At 69.3% G+C, this 20988-nt stretch carries 21 protein-coding genes; 13 read left to right on the plus strand and 8 right to left on the minus strand.

Annotated features, from left to right (window positions below; genetic code table 11):
- Window positions 1–170 precede the first annotated feature (170 nt).
- From V6M45_RS01060 to V6M45_RS01075, 4 genes are all read right to left on the minus strand, one after another.
- A complete protein-coding gene (locus V6M45_RS01060; protein WP_332653381.1) occupies window positions 171–1523 on the minus strand; it encodes a S41 family peptidase in 1353 nt (450 codons plus the stop codon).
- The gene (locus tag V6M45_RS01065; RefSeq protein ID WP_332653383.1) at window positions 1520–2002 is read right to left on the minus strand and encodes a MarR family winged helix-turn-helix transcriptional regulator; all 483 of its coding nucleotides are present in this window, start codon (window positions 2000–2002) and stop codon (window positions 1520–1522) included. The genes V6M45_RS01060 and V6M45_RS01065 overlap by 4 nt, the downstream gene beginning before the upstream one ends.
- A gap of 70 nt (window positions 2003–2072) precedes the next feature.
- Entirely contained in the window at window positions 2073–2381 is a 309-nt protein-coding gene (locus V6M45_RS01070; protein WP_332653384.1) for a cell division protein ZapA, read from the minus strand.
- Complete coding sequence (locus V6M45_RS01075; RefSeq protein ID WP_332653386.1) at window positions 2381–2641, minus strand: hypothetical protein; 261 nt, start codon at window positions 2639–2641, stop codon at window positions 2381–2383. The genes V6M45_RS01070 and V6M45_RS01075 overlap by 1 nt, the downstream gene beginning before the upstream one ends.
- A gap of 97 nt (window positions 2642–2738) precedes the next feature.
- Here V6M45_RS01075 and tkt point away from each other — a divergent pair, with 97 nt between their 5' ends.
- The 3 genes from tkt to purT are packed head-to-tail and all read left to right on the plus strand — an operon-like array spanning window position 2739 to window position 6329.
- Window positions 2739–4733, plus strand: coding sequence for a transketolase (gene tkt / locus V6M45_RS01080; RefSeq protein WP_332653388.1), 1995 nt, complete (start codon window positions 2739–2741; stop codon window positions 4731–4733).
- 4 nt (window positions 4734–4737) lie between these two features.
- Entirely contained in the window at window positions 4738–5133 is a 396-nt protein-coding gene (locus V6M45_RS01085) for a VOC family protein (RefSeq protein ID WP_332653390.1), read from the plus strand.
- Between the two features lie 2 nt (window positions 5134–5135).
- Window positions 5136–6329 (plus strand): formate-dependent phosphoribosylglycinamide formyltransferase, encoded by a 1194-nt coding sequence (gene purT / locus V6M45_RS01090; protein WP_332653392.1) that lies wholly within the window; start codon window positions 5136–5138, stop codon window positions 6327–6329.
- On the opposite strand, the gene V6M45_RS01095 is transcribed toward purT, so the two are convergent.
- On the minus strand, window positions 6326–7456 hold the full coding sequence (locus V6M45_RS01095; RefSeq protein ID WP_332653394.1) for a S41 family peptidase: 1131 nt from the start codon (window positions 7454–7456) through the stop codon (window positions 6326–6328). The two genes, purT and V6M45_RS01095, sit on opposite strands and share 4 nt — an antisense overlap.
- A 211-nt stretch (window positions 7457–7667) precedes the next feature.
- Entirely contained in the window at window positions 7668–8387 is a 720-nt protein-coding gene (locus V6M45_RS01100) for a hypothetical protein (RefSeq protein WP_332653395.1), read from the minus strand.
- Between the two features lie 122 nt (window positions 8388–8509).
- Between V6M45_RS01100 and V6M45_RS01105 the strand changes: the two genes are divergently transcribed.
- The 7 genes from V6M45_RS01105 to V6M45_RS01135 all read left to right on the plus strand — a co-directional run bounded on the left by V6M45_RS01105 (window position 8510) and on the right by V6M45_RS01135 (window position 16860).
- Window positions 8510–9238 (plus strand): response regulator, encoded by a 729-nt coding sequence (locus tag V6M45_RS01105; RefSeq protein ID WP_332653397.1) that lies wholly within the window; start codon window positions 8510–8512, stop codon window positions 9236–9238.
- Window positions 9235–10776, plus strand: a complete 1542-nt coding sequence (locus V6M45_RS01110; protein ID WP_332653398.1) for an ATP-binding protein — start codon at window positions 9235–9237, stop codon at window positions 10774–10776. The genes V6M45_RS01105 and V6M45_RS01110 overlap by 4 nt, the downstream gene beginning before the upstream one ends.
- A 123-nt stretch (window positions 10777–10899) precedes the next feature.
- Window positions 10900–11907 (plus strand): type I glyceraldehyde-3-phosphate dehydrogenase, encoded by a 1008-nt coding sequence (gap, locus tag V6M45_RS01115; RefSeq protein WP_332653400.1) that lies wholly within the window; start codon window positions 10900–10902, stop codon window positions 11905–11907.
- Between the two features lie 173 nt (window positions 11908–12080).
- On the plus strand, window positions 12081–13280 hold the full coding sequence (locus V6M45_RS01120) for a phosphoglycerate kinase (RefSeq protein WP_332653402.1): 1200 nt from the start codon (window positions 12081–12083) through the stop codon (window positions 13278–13280).
- Between the two features lie 86 nt (window positions 13281–13366).
- Window positions 13367–13930 (plus strand): heme NO-binding domain-containing protein, encoded by a 564-nt coding sequence (locus tag V6M45_RS01125; RefSeq protein ID WP_332653405.1) that lies wholly within the window; start codon window positions 13367–13369, stop codon window positions 13928–13930.
- On the plus strand, window positions 13927–15750 hold the full coding sequence (locus V6M45_RS01130; protein ID WP_332653407.1) for a response regulator: 1824 nt from the start codon (window positions 13927–13929) through the stop codon (window positions 15748–15750). The genes V6M45_RS01125 and V6M45_RS01130 overlap by 4 nt, the downstream gene beginning before the upstream one ends.
- Before the next feature lie 84 nt (window positions 15751–15834).
- Window positions 15835–16860 (plus strand): class I fructose-bisphosphate aldolase, encoded by a 1026-nt coding sequence (locus tag V6M45_RS01135; protein WP_332653409.1) that lies wholly within the window; start codon window positions 15835–15837, stop codon window positions 16858–16860.
- A 37-nt stretch (window positions 16861–16897) separates the two neighbouring features.
- Here V6M45_RS01135 and V6M45_RS01140 read toward each other — a convergent pair whose 3' ends face one another.
- Window positions 16898–17536, minus strand: coding sequence for a DUF2799 domain-containing protein (locus tag V6M45_RS01140; RefSeq protein WP_332653411.1), 639 nt, complete (start codon window positions 17534–17536; stop codon window positions 16898–16900).
- A 130-nt stretch (window positions 17537–17666) separates the two neighbouring features.
- On the opposite strand from V6M45_RS01140, the gene V6M45_RS01145 reads away from it, so the two are divergent.
- From V6M45_RS01145 to rpoH, 3 genes are all read left to right on the plus strand, one after another.
- Window positions 17667–18665, plus strand: a complete 999-nt coding sequence (locus tag V6M45_RS01145) for an RluA family pseudouridine synthase (RefSeq protein ID WP_332653413.1) — start codon at window positions 17667–17669, stop codon at window positions 18663–18665.
- Window positions 18666–18691: 26 nt separating this feature from the next.
- Entirely contained in the window at window positions 18692–19000 is a 309-nt protein-coding gene (locus V6M45_RS01150) for a GNAT family N-acetyltransferase (RefSeq protein ID WP_332653414.1), read from the plus strand.
- 208 nt (window positions 19001–19208) lie between these two features.
- Window positions 19209–20096 (plus strand): RNA polymerase sigma factor RpoH, encoded by an 888-nt coding sequence (gene rpoH / locus V6M45_RS01155; RefSeq protein ID WP_332653415.1) that lies wholly within the window; start codon window positions 19209–19211, stop codon window positions 20094–20096.
- Window positions 20097–20126: 30 nt separating this feature from the next.
- Here the strand turns inward: rpoH and V6M45_RS01160 are convergent, their stop codons facing one another.
- A complete protein-coding gene (locus V6M45_RS01160; protein ID WP_332653417.1) occupies window positions 20127–20933 on the minus strand; it encodes a response regulator in 807 nt (268 codons plus the stop codon).
- Window positions 20934–20988: the final 55 nt, after the last annotated feature.

Genomic DNA, 20988 nt, shown 5'->3' on the forward strand with positions numbered 1-20988 from the left:
CTGGGTAGCCAGGTGGGCGCCGTGTGCCCAGGCCCACGGGCCTGATCAGGGACAGCTCCCTTCGAGTGAATTAAGGTCGCGAGGAAATGTTGCCTTCGACGAGGGCCGCAGCAGGACCCGCCGTCGGGCAAGATAGTCGTTCGGGCGGGGCGGAACAATGGCGGGCCGCGTCAATCCCGTGCGAAACGGGAGGGGGCGGGCTCGTCAATCCGCTGTACTTCAAGCGCGTCCCCGGTCAGGCGCATGCGCAGCCGGTCGTCGGTTCCCTCGACGGCGAACAGACCATCGGCGGTCAGAGGCGACAGGGCGGCCGTCCGGCCGTTCGGGCGACGCCAGACCAAGCGGCCGTCCTCGAACACGATGGTCCGTCCGCCATAGCTCCCCGCCAGGGCGTTCAGACGCTCGGGCGGCAGATGGACCGGATGCAGGCGAGCCTCGATCGCGACACGGGCCCACTCCCAGCCGGCGCGGTCCACCGGATCGGCCTCGCTGCGGGCGAGCAGGGTTTGCAGCGCCTGGGCCATCGCGGCGTCCAGCGCGGTTTCCGGATCCACGGCGACATCCGGACTGACGCCGACGGCCTCCCAGTTCCCGCCGGTCACCGGGTGGACCGGACGGCCGTAGGAGACGCTCAGCATGAAGCCCGGCGCGATGGGAAAGAAGGTGTTGTTGTTGGCCGCCCCGCCCGTGGTCGCGCCGATCAGGGTTCCCAGCCGGAACTGCTGGACATCATAGGCGAAGGCCTCGGCCGCCGATCCGACCCGCCGATCGATCAGGACGTAGAGCGGCTTGCCGCGCACGCGTCCCGCCGGAAGGTTGTCGAGCGTGCGCGACTGGACCGGATCCTTGCCCGCCTCGAGGAAGGTGATGTCGAGTTGGTCCGGCTCCATGAAATGGCTGAGCAGGTACCGCACGGCGGCATGATCCCCGCCCCCGTTGCCGCGCAGATCGATGATCAGGGCGTCGCCGTCGCGCATGAAGCGCATGGCGTCGTCGTAGGCCTGACCGGTGCGGTCGTGGACCCAGTGGAACTGGCTGATCCGCAGATAGCGGAGGTTGCCGGGCAGGATGCGCGTCTCGGTCAGGCCGTGATTGCTGCGCACGGCGGCGGCGGCCCAGATGGCCTGGAGCGCCGGGCTGTCCTGCGCGTCATCCTCCGCCCCGAGCGCGGCGGCGTACTGGTCCGGGGCGTGGGTCAGATAGACGTGCCCGTCACCGCTGGCGGCGCGCAGGTCGGCCGTGACGCGCTCGGCGAAGACGTTCCGGTCGTCGGTGTCGTAGCGTCCGCTCGCCAGGCCCTCGTTGAGGCGGTCGCGGATGGCGGGCGCCCGTTCCGGAAAGACGTATCGGGCCTCGATCGACTGAATGATGGAGGCCACGGCGGCCTGCCGCTGACCGGCGGTCAGCGGGGCGGCGGCTTCCGCCCGGGCCACCGCGACCGGCGCGGCCTGCTGGGCGAGGGCCGGGGACGCGGCCAGACAGGCGGCCGCGGACAGGGAAAGAATCAGGCGAAAGCGGTTCACAGGCTGTCTCCGGAAGACTGAGCCGAGGCCTCGGACAGGCGGTCGGCGAAGGGGCGGCATTCAAGGGCGTCGAGCGCTCGTATCAGGACATCGGCGAGCGGCTGGCCGATGTCGGCGTCGAGGGTTCGGGAGGCGGTCTCGGTTTCGGCCCAGCAGCGTTCCAGCAGGGGCAGCCGCTCCATCGCGAAGGCCGTCAGGGCGATGATGCGCTCCCGGCCATCCCGCCCCGGACCGGGCGCGACCCAGCCCCTGGCGCCCATCTGGGTGACGGTCTGGCTGACGGCCGAGTGGCTGACTCCGATGTGGTCGGACAGGGCGCGAAGGCTGAGCGGGCCGCGCTCCAGCAGCGCGCGGACGATGGGGGTGAAGCGGGGCCGGTAGTCCAGCCCGGCGCGGGCGTACCACCGCTCGACCGCCCCATCGAGGTGCTCGGTCAGCCTGCGGAGAAGAACGCCATGTGTGCGCAAGGAGTGGGGCATGGGCGAAAATGTATAAGCACTATTACATCTCCGCAAATGACAAAGGCGAAAGGGTTGGGCCGCAATTGGGTCAGAGCCCCTGGGCGATCTTTTCCAGCCGGGCGGCGACGGCGTTCAGGGCCTCGGCCACCCCGTCCGTCGAGGCGGCGGCGGCGGATTCGGAGGCCGGATTGGCCAGCCGCGCCTCATGCAGTTCGTCGGCCAGCAGCAGGCCGGCCATCAGGAACAGGCGGATGTCGCCCACGTGTCCGACCTCGCCGGCGACCTGACGGACATGGCCGTCGAACTGTTTGGCGAGAATACGGACCCGCTCCTCCTGCCCGTCCGCGCAGCCAACCGCGTAGGGACGGCCGTTGATCTCGACGGTCACCGTCGCCATCAGCGGCTCTCCTGCTCAGCGAGCGCATCGCGGATGGCGTCAGCGGCGCGGGCAAGCGCCTGGGCGGCGTCGCGTCCGGCGGACTCAAGGTCATGGATGCGGATGCGATCGGTCTCGCTGGAGGGCTGGGGAGCGAACAGGTCGTCGTCCGGAGTCCGGCCGGATCCGGCGGCGGCGCGGCTTTTCAGATCCATCAGGCGGCGTTCGAGCAGCGCCAATGCGCGATCAACCCGGTCCTTGGCGGCCGATGCAGCGTCCATGCAGATCATATCCTCCAGAATCCGTATAGAACCTGCTGGCGCGTCGGGGTAAAGCGGCGCGCCTCCCTTTTTCCGCCTTCCGACGAAAGGTCCCCCCGTGACCGACGCCAAATCCGTATCCGAAAAAGCCACGCCGAAGCAGATGGCGGACGCCATTCGCGTCCTGGCCATGGATGGGGTCGAGAAGGCGAAGAGCGGCCACCCCGGCATGCCGATGGGCATGGCCGACGTGGCGACGGTGCTGTTCTCGAAATTTCTGAAGTTCGACGCCAGCCAGCCCGACTGGGCCGACCGCGACCGGTTCATCCTGTCGGCCGGGCACGGCTCGATGCTGATCTACGCCCTGCTGCACCTGACCGGCTACAAGGCGGCGACGAAGCAGGAGCTGTCGAACTTCCGCCAGTGGGGTTCGAAGACGGCGGGGCACCCCGAGTACGGCCACATGCCGGGCGTCGAGACGACCACGGGGCCGCTGGGCCAGGGGCTGGCGAACTCGGTCGGCTTCGCCATGGCGGAGCGGCATCTGGCGGCGAAATACGGCGCCGATCTGGTCGACCACCGCACCTGGGTCATCGCCGGCGACGGCTGTCTGATGGAAGGCGTGTCTCAGGAGGCGATCGCCTTGGCCGGGCGCTACAAGCTGAACAAGCTGACGGTGCTGTGGGACGACAACGAGATCACCATCGACGGCAAGGTGTCGCTGTCGGACACGACCGACCAGAAGGCGCGCTTCAAGGCCGCCGGCTGGGCGGTGAAGGCGGTCGACGGCCACGACATGAAGGCCATCAAGTCGGCCCTGCAGTGGGCGACGCGGCAGGACAAGCCGACTCTTATCGCCTGCAAGACCAAGATCGGTCGCGGCGCCGCCACCATGGAAGGCAGCCACAAGACGCACGGCGCCGCTTTGGGCGCGGCCGAGATCGCCGCCACCCGGCTGGGCCTGTCGTGGACCCACGAGCCGTTCGAACTGCCGGAAGCCGTCGACAGGGCGTGGAAGAAGGTCGGACGTCGCGGGGCCAAGGAGCGCAAGGCCTGGGAAGCGCGGCTGGCGGCGTCGACGCAGGCGGCCGATTTCACCCGCGCCATGAAGGGCGACCTGCCCGAGGGGGCCTTCGCCAAGCTGGATGCGAAGATCGCCGAACTGGTCGAGAGCAAGCCGGCGCAGGCCACGCGCCAGTCGTCAGGCGCGGCGCTGGACGAGCTGTTCGCCGCCGTGCCGGAGCTGATCGGCGGCTCGGCCGACCTGACCGGCTCGAACAACACCTTCGTCAAGGGCACGCCGATCCTCGACGCGCCGACCTATGAGGGGCGCTACGTCAACTGGGGCATCCGCGAGTTCGGCATGGCCGCGGCGATGAACGGCATGGCGCTGCACGGCGGGGTCATCCCCTATGGCGGCACCTTCATGGTGTTTTCGGACTACAGCCGTCCGGCCATCCGTCTCGGCGCCCTGATGGGCGTGCGGGCCATCCATGTGCTGACCCACGACTCGATCGGTCTGGGCGAGGACGGGCCGACGCACCAGCCGGTCGAGCATCTGGCGGCGCTGCGGGCCATTCCGAACCTGCTGGTGTTCCGCCCCGCGGACACGATCGAGACGATGGAGTGCTGGAAGCTGGCGCTGGAGCACAAGAGCGCGCCGTCGGCGATGGCGCTGTCGCGCCAGAAGACGGCGGCGGTGCGCACGGTCGCGGCGTCGGAGAACCTGTCGGCCAAGGGCGCGTATGAGCTGAGGGCCGCCAAGGGCGCGGCGAAGGCCACCGTGTTCGCGACCGGCACCGAGGTGCCGCTGGCGCTGGCGGCGGCCGACACCCTCGAGGCCGAAGGCACCCCGACGCGGGTGGTCTCCGTCCCCTGCTTCGAGCTCTTCTTCCAGCAGCCGAAGGCCTATCAGGACAGCGTCATCGGCCGCGGCACCGTCCGGGTCGCCGTCGAGGCCGCCATCCAGCAGGGCTGGGAGCGGTTCATCGGCGAGGACGGCGGCTTCGTCGGCATGACCGGCTTCGGGGCCAGCGCGCCGGCCGAGGTGCTGTACGAGAAGTTCGGCATCACCACCGAGGCGGTGGTGGCGGCGGTCAAGGCCCGGCTCTAGTCTCATGAGCCGGATCGGCGCCGTCAGCCTGCTGGTGCGCGACTATGACGAGGCGCTGGCCTTCTATGTCGGCAAGCTGGGATTCGAGCAGGTCGAGGATAGCGACCTGGGCGGCGGCAAGCGCTGGGTGACGGTGCGACCGCGGGGTAGCCAGACGGCCCTGTTGCTGGCGAAGGCGACGACGCCTGGGCAGGCGGCGCGGGTCGGCGATCAGGCCGGCGGCCGGGTCTGGCTGTTCCTTGAGACCGACGATTTCGCCCGCGACCATGCGGCTTGGACCGCAGCGGGCGTGGTGTTCCGCGAGGCGCCCCGCCACGAACCCTATGGCGTGGTCGCCGTGTTCGAGGATCTGTACGGCAACGCCTGGGACCTGATCGAACCCGCCCGCACCGGAGACTGACCATGCGCATCGGCACCCCCCTGTCGGACACCGCCACCCGCGTCATGCTGCTGGGGGCCGGAGAGCTGGGCAAGGAAGTGGCCATCGAGCTGCAGCGGCTCGGGGTCGAGGTGATCGCGGTCGACCGCTATCCGAATGCGCCGGCGATGCAGGTGGCGCACCGCAGCCACGTCATCCCGATGACCGACCCGCATGTCCTGGCCGGCCTCATCGCCGCCGAGCACCCGCACATCATCGTGCCGGAGATCGAGGCCATCGCCACCGACGTCCTGGTCGAGGTCGAGGCGGCCGGGCACGCCGTGGTCATTCCGACGGCGCGGGCCGTCCACCTGACCATGAACCGTGAGGGCATCCGGCGGCTGGCCGCGGAGGAATTGGGCCTGCCGACCTCGCCCTACGCTTTCGTCGGCAGCGCGGACGAGCTGGCCGCGGCGGCGCACCGGATCGGACTGCCGGTGTTCGTCAAGCCGGTGATGTCGTCCTCGGGCAAGGGCCAATCGATGGTCGAGACGGTCGAGGATGCGGGCAACGCCTGGGCCTATGCGCAGTCGGCCGGGCGGGTCGAGACGGCGCGGGTCATCGTCGAGGGCCGGATCGACTTCGATTTCGAGATCACCCTGCTGACGGTGCGGTCGATGAGAGACGGCGCTGTCCGGACCGACTTCTGCGCCCCGATCGGCCACCGGCAGGTCAAGGGCGACTATGTCGAGAGCTGGCAGCCGCAGGCGATGACGCCGGCCGCGCTCGCGGCGGCGCAGGACATCGCCGGCAAGGTCACGGACGCTCTCGGCGGGCTGGGCGTGTTCGGCGTCGAGCTGTTCATCAAGGGCGATCAGGTGTGGTTCTCGGAGGTGTCGCCGCGTCCCCACGATACGGGGCTGGTGACCCTGGCGACCCAGACCATGAGCGAGTTCGCCCTGCACGCCCGCGCCATCCTGGGTCTGCCTGTCGACGTCAGCCAGCGCGAGCCCGGGGCGAGCGCGGTCATCTACGGAGGTGTGGACGCGGCGGGCGTCGCCTTCGAAGGCGTGGCCGAGGCCCTGGCGATCCCGACCGCGGACCTGCGGCTGTTCGGCAAGCCGGAAAGCTATGAGCGCCGGCGCATGGGCGTGGCGACCGCGCGGGGCGCGACCGTCGAAGAAGCGCGCGAGCGGGCCCGGGAGGCGGCGTTGAGGGTGAGGCCCGTCGTCGGCTAAAGCGCAGGAGCCTGTGCGGCGCGGACCTGCGCCTCGGCCGATCCGGACAGGGCGGCGATGGCGAGTTCAAGCGCCGGATCCTGATCCGCGTCCTCGCCCACGACCGGCGCGGGGAGGTCCGGCGTCACGCCGCGCTTCTCGAGACGCACCCCGCCGGCGGTGACGAAATCGGAGCGGCTGAGACTGAGACGGCCGCCGTCCGGCAGCCGGGTGTCCTGCGAGATCAGCACGGCGCCGGCGGTCTGTTCCCCGACCACCACGGCGCGCCGGGCCTCCTGCAGGGCGGCGGGCGTCAGTTCGGCGGCGCTGCGGCTCTTGGCGTCGACGAGAACGGCGACCTCGTTGGCGGCGGGCCCGTCGAGTTCGCCGCAGCCGCCGGCGGTCTTCAGCACGATCGCCTGACCTCCGCGGGTGGTGCGGGTGGCCCAGGCGAGGTCCCGGGGCAGGAAACAGCTCAGCAGCGCATCCGCCTCGAGCAGACGCCCGCCGGGATTGCCGCGCAGGTCGAGGACGATGTCCGTTCCGGACGGCAGGGCCGCCAGCTGACGTCCCACCCAGTCTCCGAGGCCGGGGTCGAAGGCGTCGATACGCAGAACCGCCACACCGGGGCGGGACAGATCAGCCACGAACGGCGGCCGCGGCTGCATGACCCGGGGGGTGACAGTCACGGTTCGGACCGCGCCGTCGGGATCGAAGAAGACGAGGGTGACGGTCTGGTCCTCGACGACGTCCAGTTCGGGGTGCCAGACGCCGGGACGGGTCGTGTCCAGACGCCAGCCGGCGGCGACGCCGGCCGCTTCGGCGGGAGACCCCTCGCGGACCGTCTCAACAACATAGAAGCCGGGGTCGGCGGCGTCCGGACGCAGGGTGACGCCGATGGCGGGCCGGGCCTGGCGCATGGTATCCAGACGCCGGGCGATCGCGGGGGCCGAGGCGCTGGCGTGATCGTCGTCCAGCAGGGCCAGCATCTCGCCGAGCGCGCGATACAGCGTCCGGTCGTCCGGCGCGGCGAGCGCCCGCGGTCGGAAGGTGCGGCGAGCCTCGCCCCAGTCCACGCCATGGAGTCCCGGATCGTAGTATTGGCCGCGAACCTCGTTCCAGACGCGGTCAAAGACGCGCTGGTTCATACGGACCCGCTCGCGGGACGGCGGAGCGGGAGCGACCGCGGCGGTCGCCTCAGCCGCCGGGCGGGGGTCGCGCGCCAGGGCCGGGGCCGCGACGAGCGCAAGGCTTATCGCGGCTGATCCGGTCAGTCGGAGAATGAGGCGGCGGAGGTTCATGTCGCCACGTTAGGGCGGCGAACCCCGGTTCCTCAAATCACGAATGCGCCGGGTGCGGTCAATCCTCGCCCTCGCGACGCGTCTCCATGCGATGGGTGAAAACGCGGACATCTCCGTCGCCGCGCTCGCCCTCCTCGATGAAGCCGGAGTGATCGGCGTCCATGCGGGCGAAGGCGTCGCGCAGGGGGGCGGTGAACTCGGCCTCGCTGAGCCGGCCGTCGCCGTCCTTGTCCATCTCGCCGGGGCCATTCCCCGGGCCGCCGATGGTGCGGATCTCGAACCGCGCATCGCCGCCGGGGCCGCCGGGGCCGCCGGGGCCGCCGGGGCCGCCGTGACCGGGCGCATGGAAGATGTGGGGCGCGCCAGGGCCGCCGGGGGCGTGAATGACGATCTCGCGTTCGCCCGGTTCGCCGCCCGGGCCGCCGGCGAACACCATGGTCCGCTCCCCGCCCGGACCGTCGGCGGAGCGCCGCAGTTCAAAGTGGTGGCCGTCGCCGCCGCGCCGGATCATGACGGCTCCATCTTCGGCCATTCCGGCTCCGGTCGACAGTTCGTCGGTCGACAGGCGGCCGTCCCCGTCCTTGTCCATCCGGCCGAAATGATCGTTCATCGGCGCGGCGAACTCCTCGCGGGAGACCTGGCCGTCGCCATCCTTATCGAGCGAGCCAGGACCCTGGGGTCCGATGACCATGACCCGGGTCCGGGTTTCCGGCGGCGCGGGCGGCGGCGGCGGCGGATCCTGCATCAGGACGGCGGTCAGTGCGATCAGGGTCAACATGGGCGGTCTGCTCCCGGTGGTCAGGACTGCCCCCTTGGACCATGCCCGGCTTTCGGCCGTGTTTCAGGCGGGGCCCGAATTGTTTCAATCCTGAAATGACGGCGCGAGGACAGGACGTCACTATGGCCGTCATGCAAGCCGAAGCCGCCCCGCGCATCCTGGTTGTCGACGACGACCCCGGCATCCGGGAGGTGCTGACCGATTATCTGGCCCAGCACGGCTATGCAGCCGAGGGCGCGGCCACGGCCGCCGAGATGGACAGGGCCATGGCCGTCCGCGCGCCGGATCTGGTGGTGCTGGACGTGATGATGCCGGGTGAGGACGGACTGTCCGTGTGCCGGCGCCTTGCGGGCAAGGGACCGCCGATCGTCATGCTGTCGGCCATGGGTGAGGATACGGACCGGATTATCGGCCTGGAACTGGGAGCGGACGACTATCTGGCCAAGCCCTGCAACCCGCGCGAGCTGTTGGCCCGGGTACGCGCGGTGCTGCGGCGCCCGCGAGAGCCGGCCCAACCGGAGGGGCCCTGCCTCGCTTTCGCGGGTTGGCGGCTGGATCTGTTACGGCGCGAGTTGACGCGGCCCGATGGAGAGCTGGTGGGTCTGTCGGCCGGCGAGTTCGCCTTGCTGAGGGCCTTCGCCGAGCGACCGGGACGGATCATGAGCCGCGACCAGTTGCTGGAACACGCGCGGGGGGCGGACGCCGACGTCTTCGACCGCGCCATGGACGTGCAGATCAGCCGCCTGCGCAAGAAGCTGGACGACGGGTCCGGGCTGGAAATGATCCACACCCTGCGCGGCGAGGGCTACAGGTTCGATGTCAGGGTCGAGCGGCACAGGGGCGCCGCTTGAGACGGCCCTCCTCCCTGCCGGTGATGATCCAGGTGGCGGCGCTGGCGGCGTTCGCCATCGTCCTGTCCCACGCCGTAGCGTTCGGCGTGCTTGTGCTGTCGCCGGAGCCTCGACCCGCCGGCTTCAGCATCGAAACCGCCGCCCGTGCCCTGAAGGGGGAGGCGGCCGAGACCGCCGACGGACGCGCCCTGCGCCGCAGGCTTTCCGAAGCGCCGATGATCTCGCGCGATCGGGAGACGGACAACCCGCTGGCCCTGGCCCTCCGCGCCGGCCTCGCCCAGAGCCTGGGGGTCCCTACGGATCAGGTCGTGGTCGCCATAGAACGGCCCGCGAGGAAGCGCGCGCCGATGCCCGTTGCACCGGCTCCCCGCCCGGGTGAGGCTGCCGACGCGACCAACTTCGTCTTCGTCCGCCGCGGCGACGAGGCCGTAGTTTCCTCACCCTCTGCATCGGGGTCGACGACCGCGGCGCCCAAGGTCAACGGGGTGATCAGCCTGCAGACGGAAGTCCGGGCGCAGCACGGATCCGGCGCTGTGAGTCCGGTCATCATCGACACTGAATCCCGTCGCTTCACCGTGATCGCCGAACGGCTGACCTTCGCCCCCTTCTCGGCCTCGTTGAGGCTGGATGACGGCCGCTGGGCCACGGTTGAGCCGCCGCGGGGGCTCATATCGCCGTGGCAACGCCAGATGCTCCTGGCGCTGGCGCTGTCGATGCTGCTGCTGGCGCCGGTCGTGTGGTGGATGGCCCGGCGGTTGACTCGCCCGATCCGGGTCTTCGCCGAGGCGGCGGAACGGCTGGGCGCCGACCCGGACGCCGAACCGCTGGCGCCGTCCGGGCCGAGCGAGGTGCGCACCGCGATCCACGTCTTCAACGACATGCAGGCGTCGTTACGCAATCACATCCGGCAGCGAACCCAGACCATCGCGGCGATCGCGCACGACCTGCGCACGCCCCTGACCCGGCTGCGCTTCCGGGCCGAACAGGCGCCCGACGCGGTCCGCGACCGGATGGCGGCCGACATCGAGGAGATGGACGCCCTGATCGCCCAGGCCATGGCGTTCGTGCGGGGCGAGACGACGCCGGAGCGCCGCGAGCCTCTGGATCTGGACGCCCTGGCCGCGGACTGCGCCAACGGTTTCGCCGAGACCGGCGCGGCGGTGAGCTTCGGGGGCGGCCGCGCATTGCCGGTCGAAGGGGACGCCGCGAGTCTGCGCCGGGCGCTGACCAACCTTATCTCGAACGCGATCAAATTCGGCGGCGCGGCGCGGGTGAAGACCTTCGCCCACGATGGCCGGGCCATCGTCGAGGTCGAGGACGACGGCCCTGGAATCGACGTGGGCGAACTGGAGACGGTGTTCGAACCCTTCCATCGCGGCGAACGATCGCGCAATCGGGAAACCGGCGGCGCCGGCCTCGGCCTGACCGTGGCCCGGCAGGCAGCCCGGGCGCATGGCGGCGACGTCATCCTGACCTCCCGCAACGGCGGCGGTCTCACCGCACGCCTTGACCTGCCGATCGCGCCGACCGCCCGTTGACTGACGGCGGACGAATCGAAGCGTTACAGTTCATCACGCCTTGTTACAGCAGCGGGGTTGAAACGGCGGGCCGCCGGTTCCATTGAAGCGCCAACCGCAAATCATGCTTCAGGAGCCCGCCCCATGACCGTCCGCGTCGCCATCAACGGTTTCGGCCGCATCGGCCGCCTCGTCCTGCGCTCGATCGTCGAGCACGGCCGTCGGGACATCGAGGTGGTGGCGATCAACGATCTGGGGCCGGTGGCCACCAACGCCCACCTGCTGAAGTATGACTCGGTGCACGGCCGCTTCCCCGGCACGGTCGAGAGCGGCGAGGACTGGATCGACGTCGGCCTCGGCAAGATCAAGGTGACCGCGATCCGCAACCCGGAAGAGCTGCCGCACAAGGATCTGAACGTCGATATCGCCTTCGAGTGCACCGGCCTGTTCACCTCGAAGGACAAGGCCAGCGCCCACCTCAAGGCCGGCGCCAAGCGGGTGCTGGTCTCGGCCCCCGCTGACGGCGCTGACAAGACCATCGTCTACAAGGTCAACCACGACGTCCTGACCGCCGACGACATCGTGGTCTCGAACGGCTCGTGCACCACCAACGCCCTGGCCCCGGTCGCCAAGGTGCTGAACGACCTGTTCGGCATTGAGCGCGGCTACATGACCACCATCCACGCCTACACCGGCGACCAGCCGACGCTGGATACGATGCACAAGGACCTCTACCGGGGCCGCGCGGCCGCCCTGTCGATGATCCCGACCTCGACCGGCGCCGCCAAGGCCCTGGGCCTGGTGCTGCCGGAACTGAAGGGCAAGCTGGACGGATCGTCGATCCGGGTGCCGACCCCGAACGTCTCGGTCGTCGACCTGAAGGTCGTGGCCGGCCGCGAGGTCACGGTGGAAGAGATCAACAAGGCGCTTCAGGCCGCCGCCGACGGTGCGATGAAGGGCGTGCTGGCGACGACCACCGATCCGGTGGTGTCGACGGACCTGAACCACATCGCCGCCTCGTCGACCGCCGCCCTGCCCCAGACCCAGGTGGTCGACGGCAAGCTGGCCCGGGTGCTGAGCTGGTACGACAACGAATGGGGCTTCGCGACGCGGATGGCCGATACGGCGCTGGTGATGGCGAAGTTCATCTAACCAAGGCGTCTCCTCCCCGTCGCAAGGCGATGGGGAGGGGGACCGCGAAGCGGTGGAGTGGCGCTGTCCGCTGCACCGAGCCTGGGGCTACCCGCCCCTCCGACACGACGCGAAGCCGCGTCGCGCCACCTCCCCATTCGCAGCGCGAACAGGGAGAAGACAGGAACTGCCCGATGACCTTCCGCACCCTCGACGACGCCCCCTCCCTCGCCGGCAAGACCGCGCTGGTCCGCGTGGACTTCAATGTGCCGATGGAGGGCGGGAAGGTGACGGAAGACACCCGGCTGCGGGTGGCGATCCCCACCATAGAGAAGCTGCGCGACGCGGGCGCGAAGGTCGTCCTGCTGGCGCATTTCGACCGGCCCAAGGGACAGCGCGTGCCGTCGATGAGCCTGCGGCCGGTGGTCGACGATCTGGAGCGGCTGCTGGGCGCGCCGGTGCGGTTCGCCGAGGACTGCGTCGGCGACGAGGCGAAGGCGATGATCGCCGATGTCGACGCCGGCGGCGTGGTGCTGCTGGAGAACGTCCGTTTCCACGCCGGCGAGGAGAAGAACGACCCGGTCTTCGCGGCGCAGCTGGCGGAACTGGGCGACCTGTACGTCAATGATGCCTTCTCGGCCGCGCACCGGGCCCACGCCTCAACGGAGGGCCTGGCGCGGCGGCTGCCCGCCTATGCAGGCGAGTCGATGCGGCGCGAACTCGACGCCCTCGACGCTGCACTGGGCAAGCCGCAGAAGCCGGTCATCGGCATCGTCGGCGGGGCCAAGGTCTCGACCAAGCTGGACCTGCTGAAGAACCTGGTCGGCAAGCTCGACCGTCTGGCCATCGGCGGCGGCATGGCCAACACCTTCCTGTTCGCCCAAGGCGTCGATATCGGCGGCTCGCTGGCCGAGCGCGACATGGCGGACACCGCTCGCGAAATCCTGACCGAGGCCGCGGCTCGAGGCTGCGAAATCCTGCTCCCCGTGGACTTCGTCGTCGCGACCGAGGTCAAGCCCGGCACCGCCGCCCGCGCCGTTGTCGCCGGCCAGCCGCTGTCGGACGACGACAAGATTCTCGACGCCGGCCCAGCCAGCGTCGCCCGCCTCGTCGAAGCCCTGACAGCCTCGAAGACGCTGATCTGGAACGGGCCGCTGGGCGTGTTCGAGGTTCCCCCTTTCGACGCGGCTACGGTCGCGGTCGCCCACCATGCAGCCGCGCTGGCCAAGGCCGGGGTCCTGACGGCGGTCGGCGGCGGCGGCGACACCGTCGCCGCGCTGCATCACGCGGGCGTGGCGGACGACATGACCTTCGTCTCGACCGCCGGCGGCGCGTTTCTCGAATGGATGGAAGGCAAGGCCCTGCCCGGCGTCGAGGCGCTGCGGTCGGCCTGAGGGCCCGGGCAAATCTCATACGCCAGCGTTAAGGTTGTGGTGTCGGCTCGCGGCTAAAGTCTCCCTCCTTCTTGCGGGAGAGTCTTATGAAGGGCGTAGTCTTCAACCTGTTGGAGGAGGCGGTCGGCCGGGCCTTCGGCCCCGAGACCTGGGACGTCCTGATCGACGCCTCGGGCGTGTCCGGGGTCTACACCTCGCTGGGAAACTATCCGGATGAGGAGATCGAGGCGCTGGTGGCCGCCGCGATGGCGGCGCTCTCCCTCGACCGCGACCAGGTCCTGCGCTGGTTCGGCCAGAACGCAATCCCGGTCCTCGCCGAGCTCTATCCCGCCTTCTTCACGGGCAGCGAAGACGGACGGACTTTCGTCGAGGGCGTGAACCACATCATCCACGCCGAGGTGCGCAAGCTCTATCCCGGCGCGGCCTGTCCGCACTTTCACATGCATACCGACGCGTCGGGCGATCTGATCATGGACTACCTGTCGGCGCGCAACATGTGCGCGCTGGCGCAGGGCTTCGTCGAGGGCGCGGCAGCCTGGTTCGGCCAGCCGGTCGACTTCCGCCACCTCCGCTGCACCCAGCAGGGGGATCCGCAATGCTCCTTTGCCCTGACATGGTCGCCGATGGCGGCCCGGGACGAAGCCGCTTGACAGCCCCCCCGCCTGAACCGACCCCGGAAGAGCGCATCGCCCGCCTTGAACGCCGCCTCGCGAGGGAGCGAGAGGCGCGCCGCGAGGCCGAACGGATCGCGGAAGGCGGCACCCGGAGCCTGTTCGAACAGCAGCGACGCCTGGAATTGATCCAGGCCGTGGCCGCCGCCGCCAATCACATGGAGGATCCGGCTGATGCGTTCAGGTTCGCCGTCGAACGCATATGCGACCACGCCGGCTGGCCGACGGGCCATGTCTGGATGTTTCCCGATGAGGACGTGAGCGGCCTGCTGGTGTCCTCGGGCGTCTGGCATCCGCTGGAGGCCGAGGACACCCCCTTCCGTGTCCAGACGCGCGCGATGTCCTTTCCCCGGGGCGTGGGGCTCCCGGGACGGGTCCTGAACGAGGCCCGCGCCATCTGGGCCGAAGACGTCACTGTAGAGGAGAATTTCCCGCGGGCCGCGAGCGCGCGCGAAAGCGGCCTGCGAGCAGGGTTCGCCTTCCCCGCCCTGATCGGCGACGAGGTCGCCGCCGTGCTGGAGTTCTTCCAACGCCGACCCGTTCCTCCCGATCCTCAGTTGCTTGAGACCCTGGACCAGATCGGGGCCGTCCTTGGACGGGTCGTGGAACGGCATCGCGCCGCGGCCCGGCTCCATCGTCACAATCAGGATCTCGCCGCGCAGAGAGACGCCGCGGAACAGGCCAGCCGCGCCAAGTCCGCTTTCCTCGCCGTCACCAGCCACGAGGTTCGCACTCCGCTGAATGCGGTGCTCGGTCTGGCCGAAGCCCTGAAACGCCAACCTCTGACCCCGGATCAGCACGAGCTCAACGACGGAGTCCTGGCCTCCGGCCAGATGCTGCTTCGCCTGCTCAACGCCGTGCTCGACATGTCGAGGATCGATCAGGCGGTGGCGCGAATGGACGATTTCGATCTTCGCGCCAAGCTGCGCTTGATCGTCGGCATCTGGACACCTCACGCCCAGGAATTGGGGGCCTCGCTGGCCCTCGACGCCGCGGCGCTGACGGTCGAGCGCATCCGGTCAGACGAGGGACGGTTCGAACAGACCCTGGTCAACCTCATCTCCAACGCCCTGAAGTTCACGCCGCGCGGCGGTGAGGTCCTCGTTCGGGCCATCGCGGAAGGTCAGCAGGTCAGGCTGGAAGTGATCGACGAGGGTCCGGGCGTGGCCGACGAAGATCGGGACAGAATATTCCAGCCCTTTGAGCAAACCGAAGCCGGTCGGCAGGCGGGCGGCGCGGGATTGGGCCTGTCCATCTGTTCCGGCAACGTCCGGCTGCTGGGAGGCGAGATCGGCGCGGATCGCGACGACCGCGGACGAAGCCGTTTCTGGTTCACCTGTCCGTTCGAGACCGCGTCCGCCGGTGAGGCTTTCGAGGCAACTGAAGAGGACCTGGAAGCGGCGCCCGGCCTGCGCGTCCTCGCGGCCGAAGACAATCCGGCGAACCGCCGCGTGCTGGAAGTTTTGCTCGGCCCGGCCGGGGTAGACCTGACCTTCGCCGAGAACGGCGCTATCGCCTTGGGTGAGTTGGAGAGAGGACGATTCGATCTCGTCCTGATGGACGCCAACATGCCGGTCATGGACGGAATCGAAGCGGTGCGGCGGATCCGGGCGGAGAGCATGGCGCCCGACACCCCGATCTACATGTTGACGGCCAACGCCTTCGCCGAGGATGTCGAACGATACATGGCCGCGGGCGCCGACGGCGTCCTGACCAAGCCGATCCAGATCGACCGGCTCTTCGCTGTTCTCGGTGGCTGCGGCCGGGAAGTTTCGGCCGGTGCGAGGGATGCCGCCTGACCAAGCCGCGGACTGTAACAATGCGTGACTTCCGGCTCCGGCGGAGCTAGATGACCCGCAAACGACAACACTCAGGAGGACTCGATGGATCTGGCGGCGCTCAATGCGGTGGCCCAGGCGATGGTCACGCCCGGCAAGGGCATTCTGGCGGCCGACGAGTCCACCGGAACTATCAAGAAGCGCTTTGACGCGATCGGTGTGGAGAACACCGAAGAGAACCGCCGCGACTATCGCGAGTGCCTGTTCCGCGCCGAGCAGACCATGCGTGAGCACATCTCGGGCGTGATCCTGTTCGAGGAAACCCTGTACCAGGACGCCAAGGACGGCACTCCGCTGGTCGATATCATCAAGGCCGCCGGCTCGATCCCCGGCATCAAGGTCGACAAGGGCGCGACGAAGATGGCCGGCTTCCCCGGCGAGACCGTCACCAAGGGACTGGACGGCCTGTCCAAGCGCCTGCGCGCCCACTACGAGCGCGGCGCCCGCTTCGCCAAATGGCGCGGCGTCATCGACATCGCCGACGGCGTCCCGACCTGGGGCGCGGTGAAGTCCAACGCCCACGCCCTGGCCCGCTACGCCCGCATCTGCCAGCAGGAGCAGATCGTGCCCATCGTCGAGCCCGAAGTGCTGATGGACGGCTCGCACGACATCGCCCGCTGCGACGAGGTCACCCGCTGGGTGCTGCAGACCGTCTTCCAGGAGCTGTACGAACAACGCGTGGCGCTGGAAGGCGTCATCCTGAAGCCGAACATGGTCATTTCGGGCAAGGGCAGCGTTCGGCAGGCGACCGTCCATGAAGTGGCCGAACGCACCATCGCCGCGCTGAAGGCCACCGTGCCGTCGGCTGTCCCGGGCATCGCCTATCTGTCGGGCGGCCAGACGGACGAGCAGGCCACGGCCCACCTCGACGCCATGAACCGCATCGGCGGCTTCCCGTGGAAGATGACCTTCTCGTACGGCCGCGCGCTTCAGGCCGCGCCGCAGCGGGCCTGGTCGGGCAAGGCCGAGAACGCCGTCGCCTGCCAGTCCGCCTTCCACCACCGCGCCCGCATGAACGGCCTGGCCTCCCTGGGCCAGTGGGAGAAGAAGCTCGAGAAGAAGGCCGCGTAAGGCCTCACGGCCGGCGCGCCACGCGCCGGCCGGTCGCTCACCAGCTGCCGTACTGGTCGCGGAAGCGCCAGCGGACGTCGCGGACGTCACGCTCGGCGTCGTCGACCTCGTCCTGGGCGCGGCGCCAGTCGCGTTCGGTGTCGGCGCGCTCGCGGCGGATTTCCTGGATGCGGTTGCGGATCTGGTCCCGCTGTTCGTCGGTAAGACCGTCGGCGCGGGCCTCGGCCTGTTTGGCCGTGATCTTGTCATCCAGTTCCTCGAGCCGGGCTCCGAGACTGTCGACCCGGCCCCGCGCGTCCGACAGCGCCTGCTCCGCGGCATGCACCACCTGGCCGTCCCGGTAGGCGAACATGAAGTCCGCTTCCAGCTCGGACGGGCAGACGCCCGCGTAGCCCGAACCGCTGCGTCCGACCTCGAAACCCTTGTAGGGGGTGCAGTAGCTCACCAGGCCCTGCCGTCGTCCGGCCGCATAGGCGGCGGCGTCCGGCGTGACGCCATGTTTGGCGCAGGCCTCGGCGTGGTCGTCCAGCCGGCTCATGGTCAAGCCCTGCTGGCCGTCGATGTAGCCTTGTCCGGACCAGTCGCCCGCCATGCACTGCTCGGCGCTCATGGTGGCGCAGCTGCCGAGGGCGAGCCCCGCGCCAACCGCGGCAGCTGCGATGATCAGATGTCTCATGGCTCGGTTCCCCCTTCACGGCCGCGTTAACCTTATCATACTCGCCGGTACAGCCAAGCTTGCGCCTTGGCGACGCCGCGCGACCTCGTGCTAGATGCGACCATCGCCGTTTCCGGCGACGGAGCGCCCGGTGTCCGACGAACCTCTGATCGAAGACGACGAGCCTGCGGTCCTGACGGCGGAGCTCGCGGCAGGCGGGGTTCGGCTGGACAAGGCGCTGACCGACATCTTTCCGGAGCTGTCGCGTGCCCGTCTGCAGGCGCTTCTGGCGGAAGGCGCGGTGAGCCGGGACGGTCAGGCGGTCGTGAGCGGATCAGCCAAGGCGCAGGCGGGGCTCTACACCGTCACTCTGCCGCCGGTGGTCGCGGCGACCCCCGCTCCCGAGGCGATCCCCCTGACCGTGCTGTTCGAGGACGCCGACCTGATCGTCATCGACAAGCCGGCCGGCATGGCCGCGCATCCCGCTCCGGGCTGCGAGACCGGAACACTGGTGAATGCGCTGCTGGCCCACTGCGGCGGCTCGCTGTCCGGGATCGGAGGCGTTGCGCGCCCGGGCATCGTGCATCGACTGGACAAGGACACATCAGGCGTGATGGTCGCCGCCAAGTCGGATCGGGCCCACGCTGGATTGTCGGCCCTGTTCGCGGCCCACGACATCGAACGCACCTACATCGCCCTGACCCGCGGGGCGCCCAGTCCGGCCAACGGCCGGATCGAGACCCTGATCGGGCGATCGTCCTCGGACCGGAAGAAGATGGCGGTGCTCAGGAGCGGGGGGCGTGTCGCCATCACCGACTATGTCGTCCAGGATGTCTTCGGGGTTCCGTCCCGGGCTGGCGGCGCCCCTATGGCGGCGCGGGTCGCCTGCACCCTGCACACCGGCCGGACGCACCAGATCCGGGTGCATCTGGCGTCGAAAGGCGCGCCGATCCTTGGCGACGCCACCTATGGCTCGGGCAGCCCTGCCGCCGCGGTCCGGGCCGCGATCGCAGAGGCGGGTCTGGCGCGTCAGGCCCTGCACGCGTCGGTTCTGGGGTTCCGACACCCGGTCACTGGAGCTGAGCTTCGCTTCGAGACCGCGCCGCCGGCGGACATGAGCGCCCTCGAGCGCTTGCTGCAGGCCCTCTAGAGTCCCACATCCGTAAGGGAGGCCGCATGACCGACGAGAGCATCAGGGACAACGCCGACGCCCATCGTTACGAACTGCCGGTCGGCGGAGATGTGGCCGTCGTGACCTACAATCTGTCCGGCCAGAACCTGATGATCACCGAAACCCTCGTGCCCGAGGCGCTTGAGGGCCAGGGGATCGCCAGCCGATTGGTGAAGCATGTGGTCGCAGACGCGCGGCGTCGTGGCCTGCTGATCCTGCCGGTCTGCCCATTCTTCGCGGCCTGGCTGCAGAAGCATCCCGAGCACGTCGATGTGGTTCATCCGACGTATCGCCAGATTCTGGGCCTTACATAGTCCGTCTTGATAAAGGACTGACTCTGCGCTATACAGCCACTCGTTCGGTGCAGTGGCGCCGGGGCAACGGTCATGCTTCCGTGTGACGATCCGCCTCTGACAAATGCGGAAACCCGACCCTATTTCATCGGTTGAGGGGTGAGGCGACGGCGCACATCGGGTGGCCGCTTCCGAAGAACCCGCTCGTTTTGACGGTCGGAGGGACCATATGGCTGTAACCAGATCGCTCGCGGTGATGTCGCCTGAACAGGGGCTTTCGCGATACCTGACTGAAATCCGCAAATTTCCGATGCTGGCGAAGGACGAGGAGTTCATGCTCGCCAAGCGCTGGACCGAGCATCAGGACCCCGAGGCCGCTCACCGTCTCGTGACCTCTCACCTGCGCCTCGTGGCCAAGATCGCCATGGGCTATCGCGGCTACGGCCTGCCGATCGGCGAGGTGATCTCCGAGGGCAACGTCGGCCTGATGCAGGCCGTCAAGAAATTCGATCCGGACAAGGGCTTCCGCCTGGCGACCTACGCCATGTGGTGGATCCGCGCCTCGATCCAGGAATACATCCTGCGCAGCTGGTCGCTCGTGAAGATGGGCACCACGGCCGCGCAGAAGAAGCTGTTCTTCAACCTGCGCAAGGCCAAGAGCCAGATCTCGGCCTTCGAGGAAGGCGACCTGCGTCCGGAACACCTCTCCGCCATCGCCACCAAGCTGGGCGTGTCCGAGGAAGAGGTCACCAACATGAACCGCCGTCTCGGCGGCGACGCCTCGCTGAACGCGCCTCTGCGCGCCGACGGCGAGAGCGAATGGCAGGACTGGCTGGCCGACGACACGGCGGTCTCGCAGGAGACCCAGCTCGCCGAGGACGAGGAAAAATCGATCCGCATGGGCCTTCTGGAGGAAGCCATGCAGGAGCTGACTGACCGCGAGAAGCACATTCTCACCGAGCGCCGCCTGAAGGACGATCCGGTGACCCTCGAAGAGCTGGCCGGGCAGTATGGCGTGTCGCGCGAGCGCGTGCGCCAGATCGAGGTGCGCGCCTTCGAGAAGCTGCAGAAAGCCATGCGCGCGGCGGCGGAAGAGCGGAACCTGGTCGACGCTTGACGCGGAGGAGGTCGGCGGGGCCGACCGGCTTCAGCCGGCCTTCTTCAGCGGCTCCGGCGGGGCCATGGCCAGCAGCGATCCGATCGGGGCTGCGAGCGTCGCCTTGCAGGGCGGGCCCGAAGCCAGGGTTACTTCAAGCGCGCCGACAGCGACGGCGAGACGGGAGTCCGAAACCTTCATGGCCAGCGACTTCAGGGTCGCAGCCTGCTCGCGGATGGCCCGGACGGCCTGAAGGGGATCGTTGTCGAACTGATCGAGGGCCGCGGCCAGGATTCGCATGGCCTGGTCCTTCGCGGCGGCCACCGCGGCCGCGCCGCTGGCCGGCTTGTCGGCCCGGCGTTTGCGGTCGCCCGTGAACTCTCCCGAGTTGAAGCGCCGCCGGTCCGGCCCGACGTAGCCGACCGCCTCGACCCAGTCGCGGGGCTTCAGGGCGACGTTCTCGACCCGCTTGAGCAGATCGGCGCTCGTGAACGGCTTGCGAAGAAACTCGTGCACCCCGCTGTCGCGGGCGCCGATGATCGTGCTGGCTGTCGCATCGGCGGTGACCATGATGATGGGCGCACGGCGGCAGGCGAAGCTTGACCGCCGGATCGCGCGCGCCAAAGCCTCGCCGTCGAGGTTGTCACCGTTCCGTTCGGTGAAGATGATCCCCGGCTCCAGCGCCGCCGCCGCCTGCAGCGCCCGCGGCTGGCTCGGCTCGACCACGATTTCGCCCGCGCCCATCCCCTTGATGATCTCGGTCAGCAGGCGGGCGGCATGGGGGTTCGGATCGACGACGAGAACCCGCCTCAGCACCGGAGCCAGCTTCGCCAGCACGCGAGGATCGACAGCAAACAAGACACGGCCTCCAGATGGAGCCGTCATGCTTAACCGTGGCCGGTTAAGACCCGTT

Origin of the sequence: Brevundimonas sp., from assembly GCF_036676055.1 — a bacterium.
In the GTDB taxonomy this organism is placed as follows: domain Bacteria; phylum Pseudomonadota; class Alphaproteobacteria; order Caulobacterales; family Caulobacteraceae; genus Brevundimonas.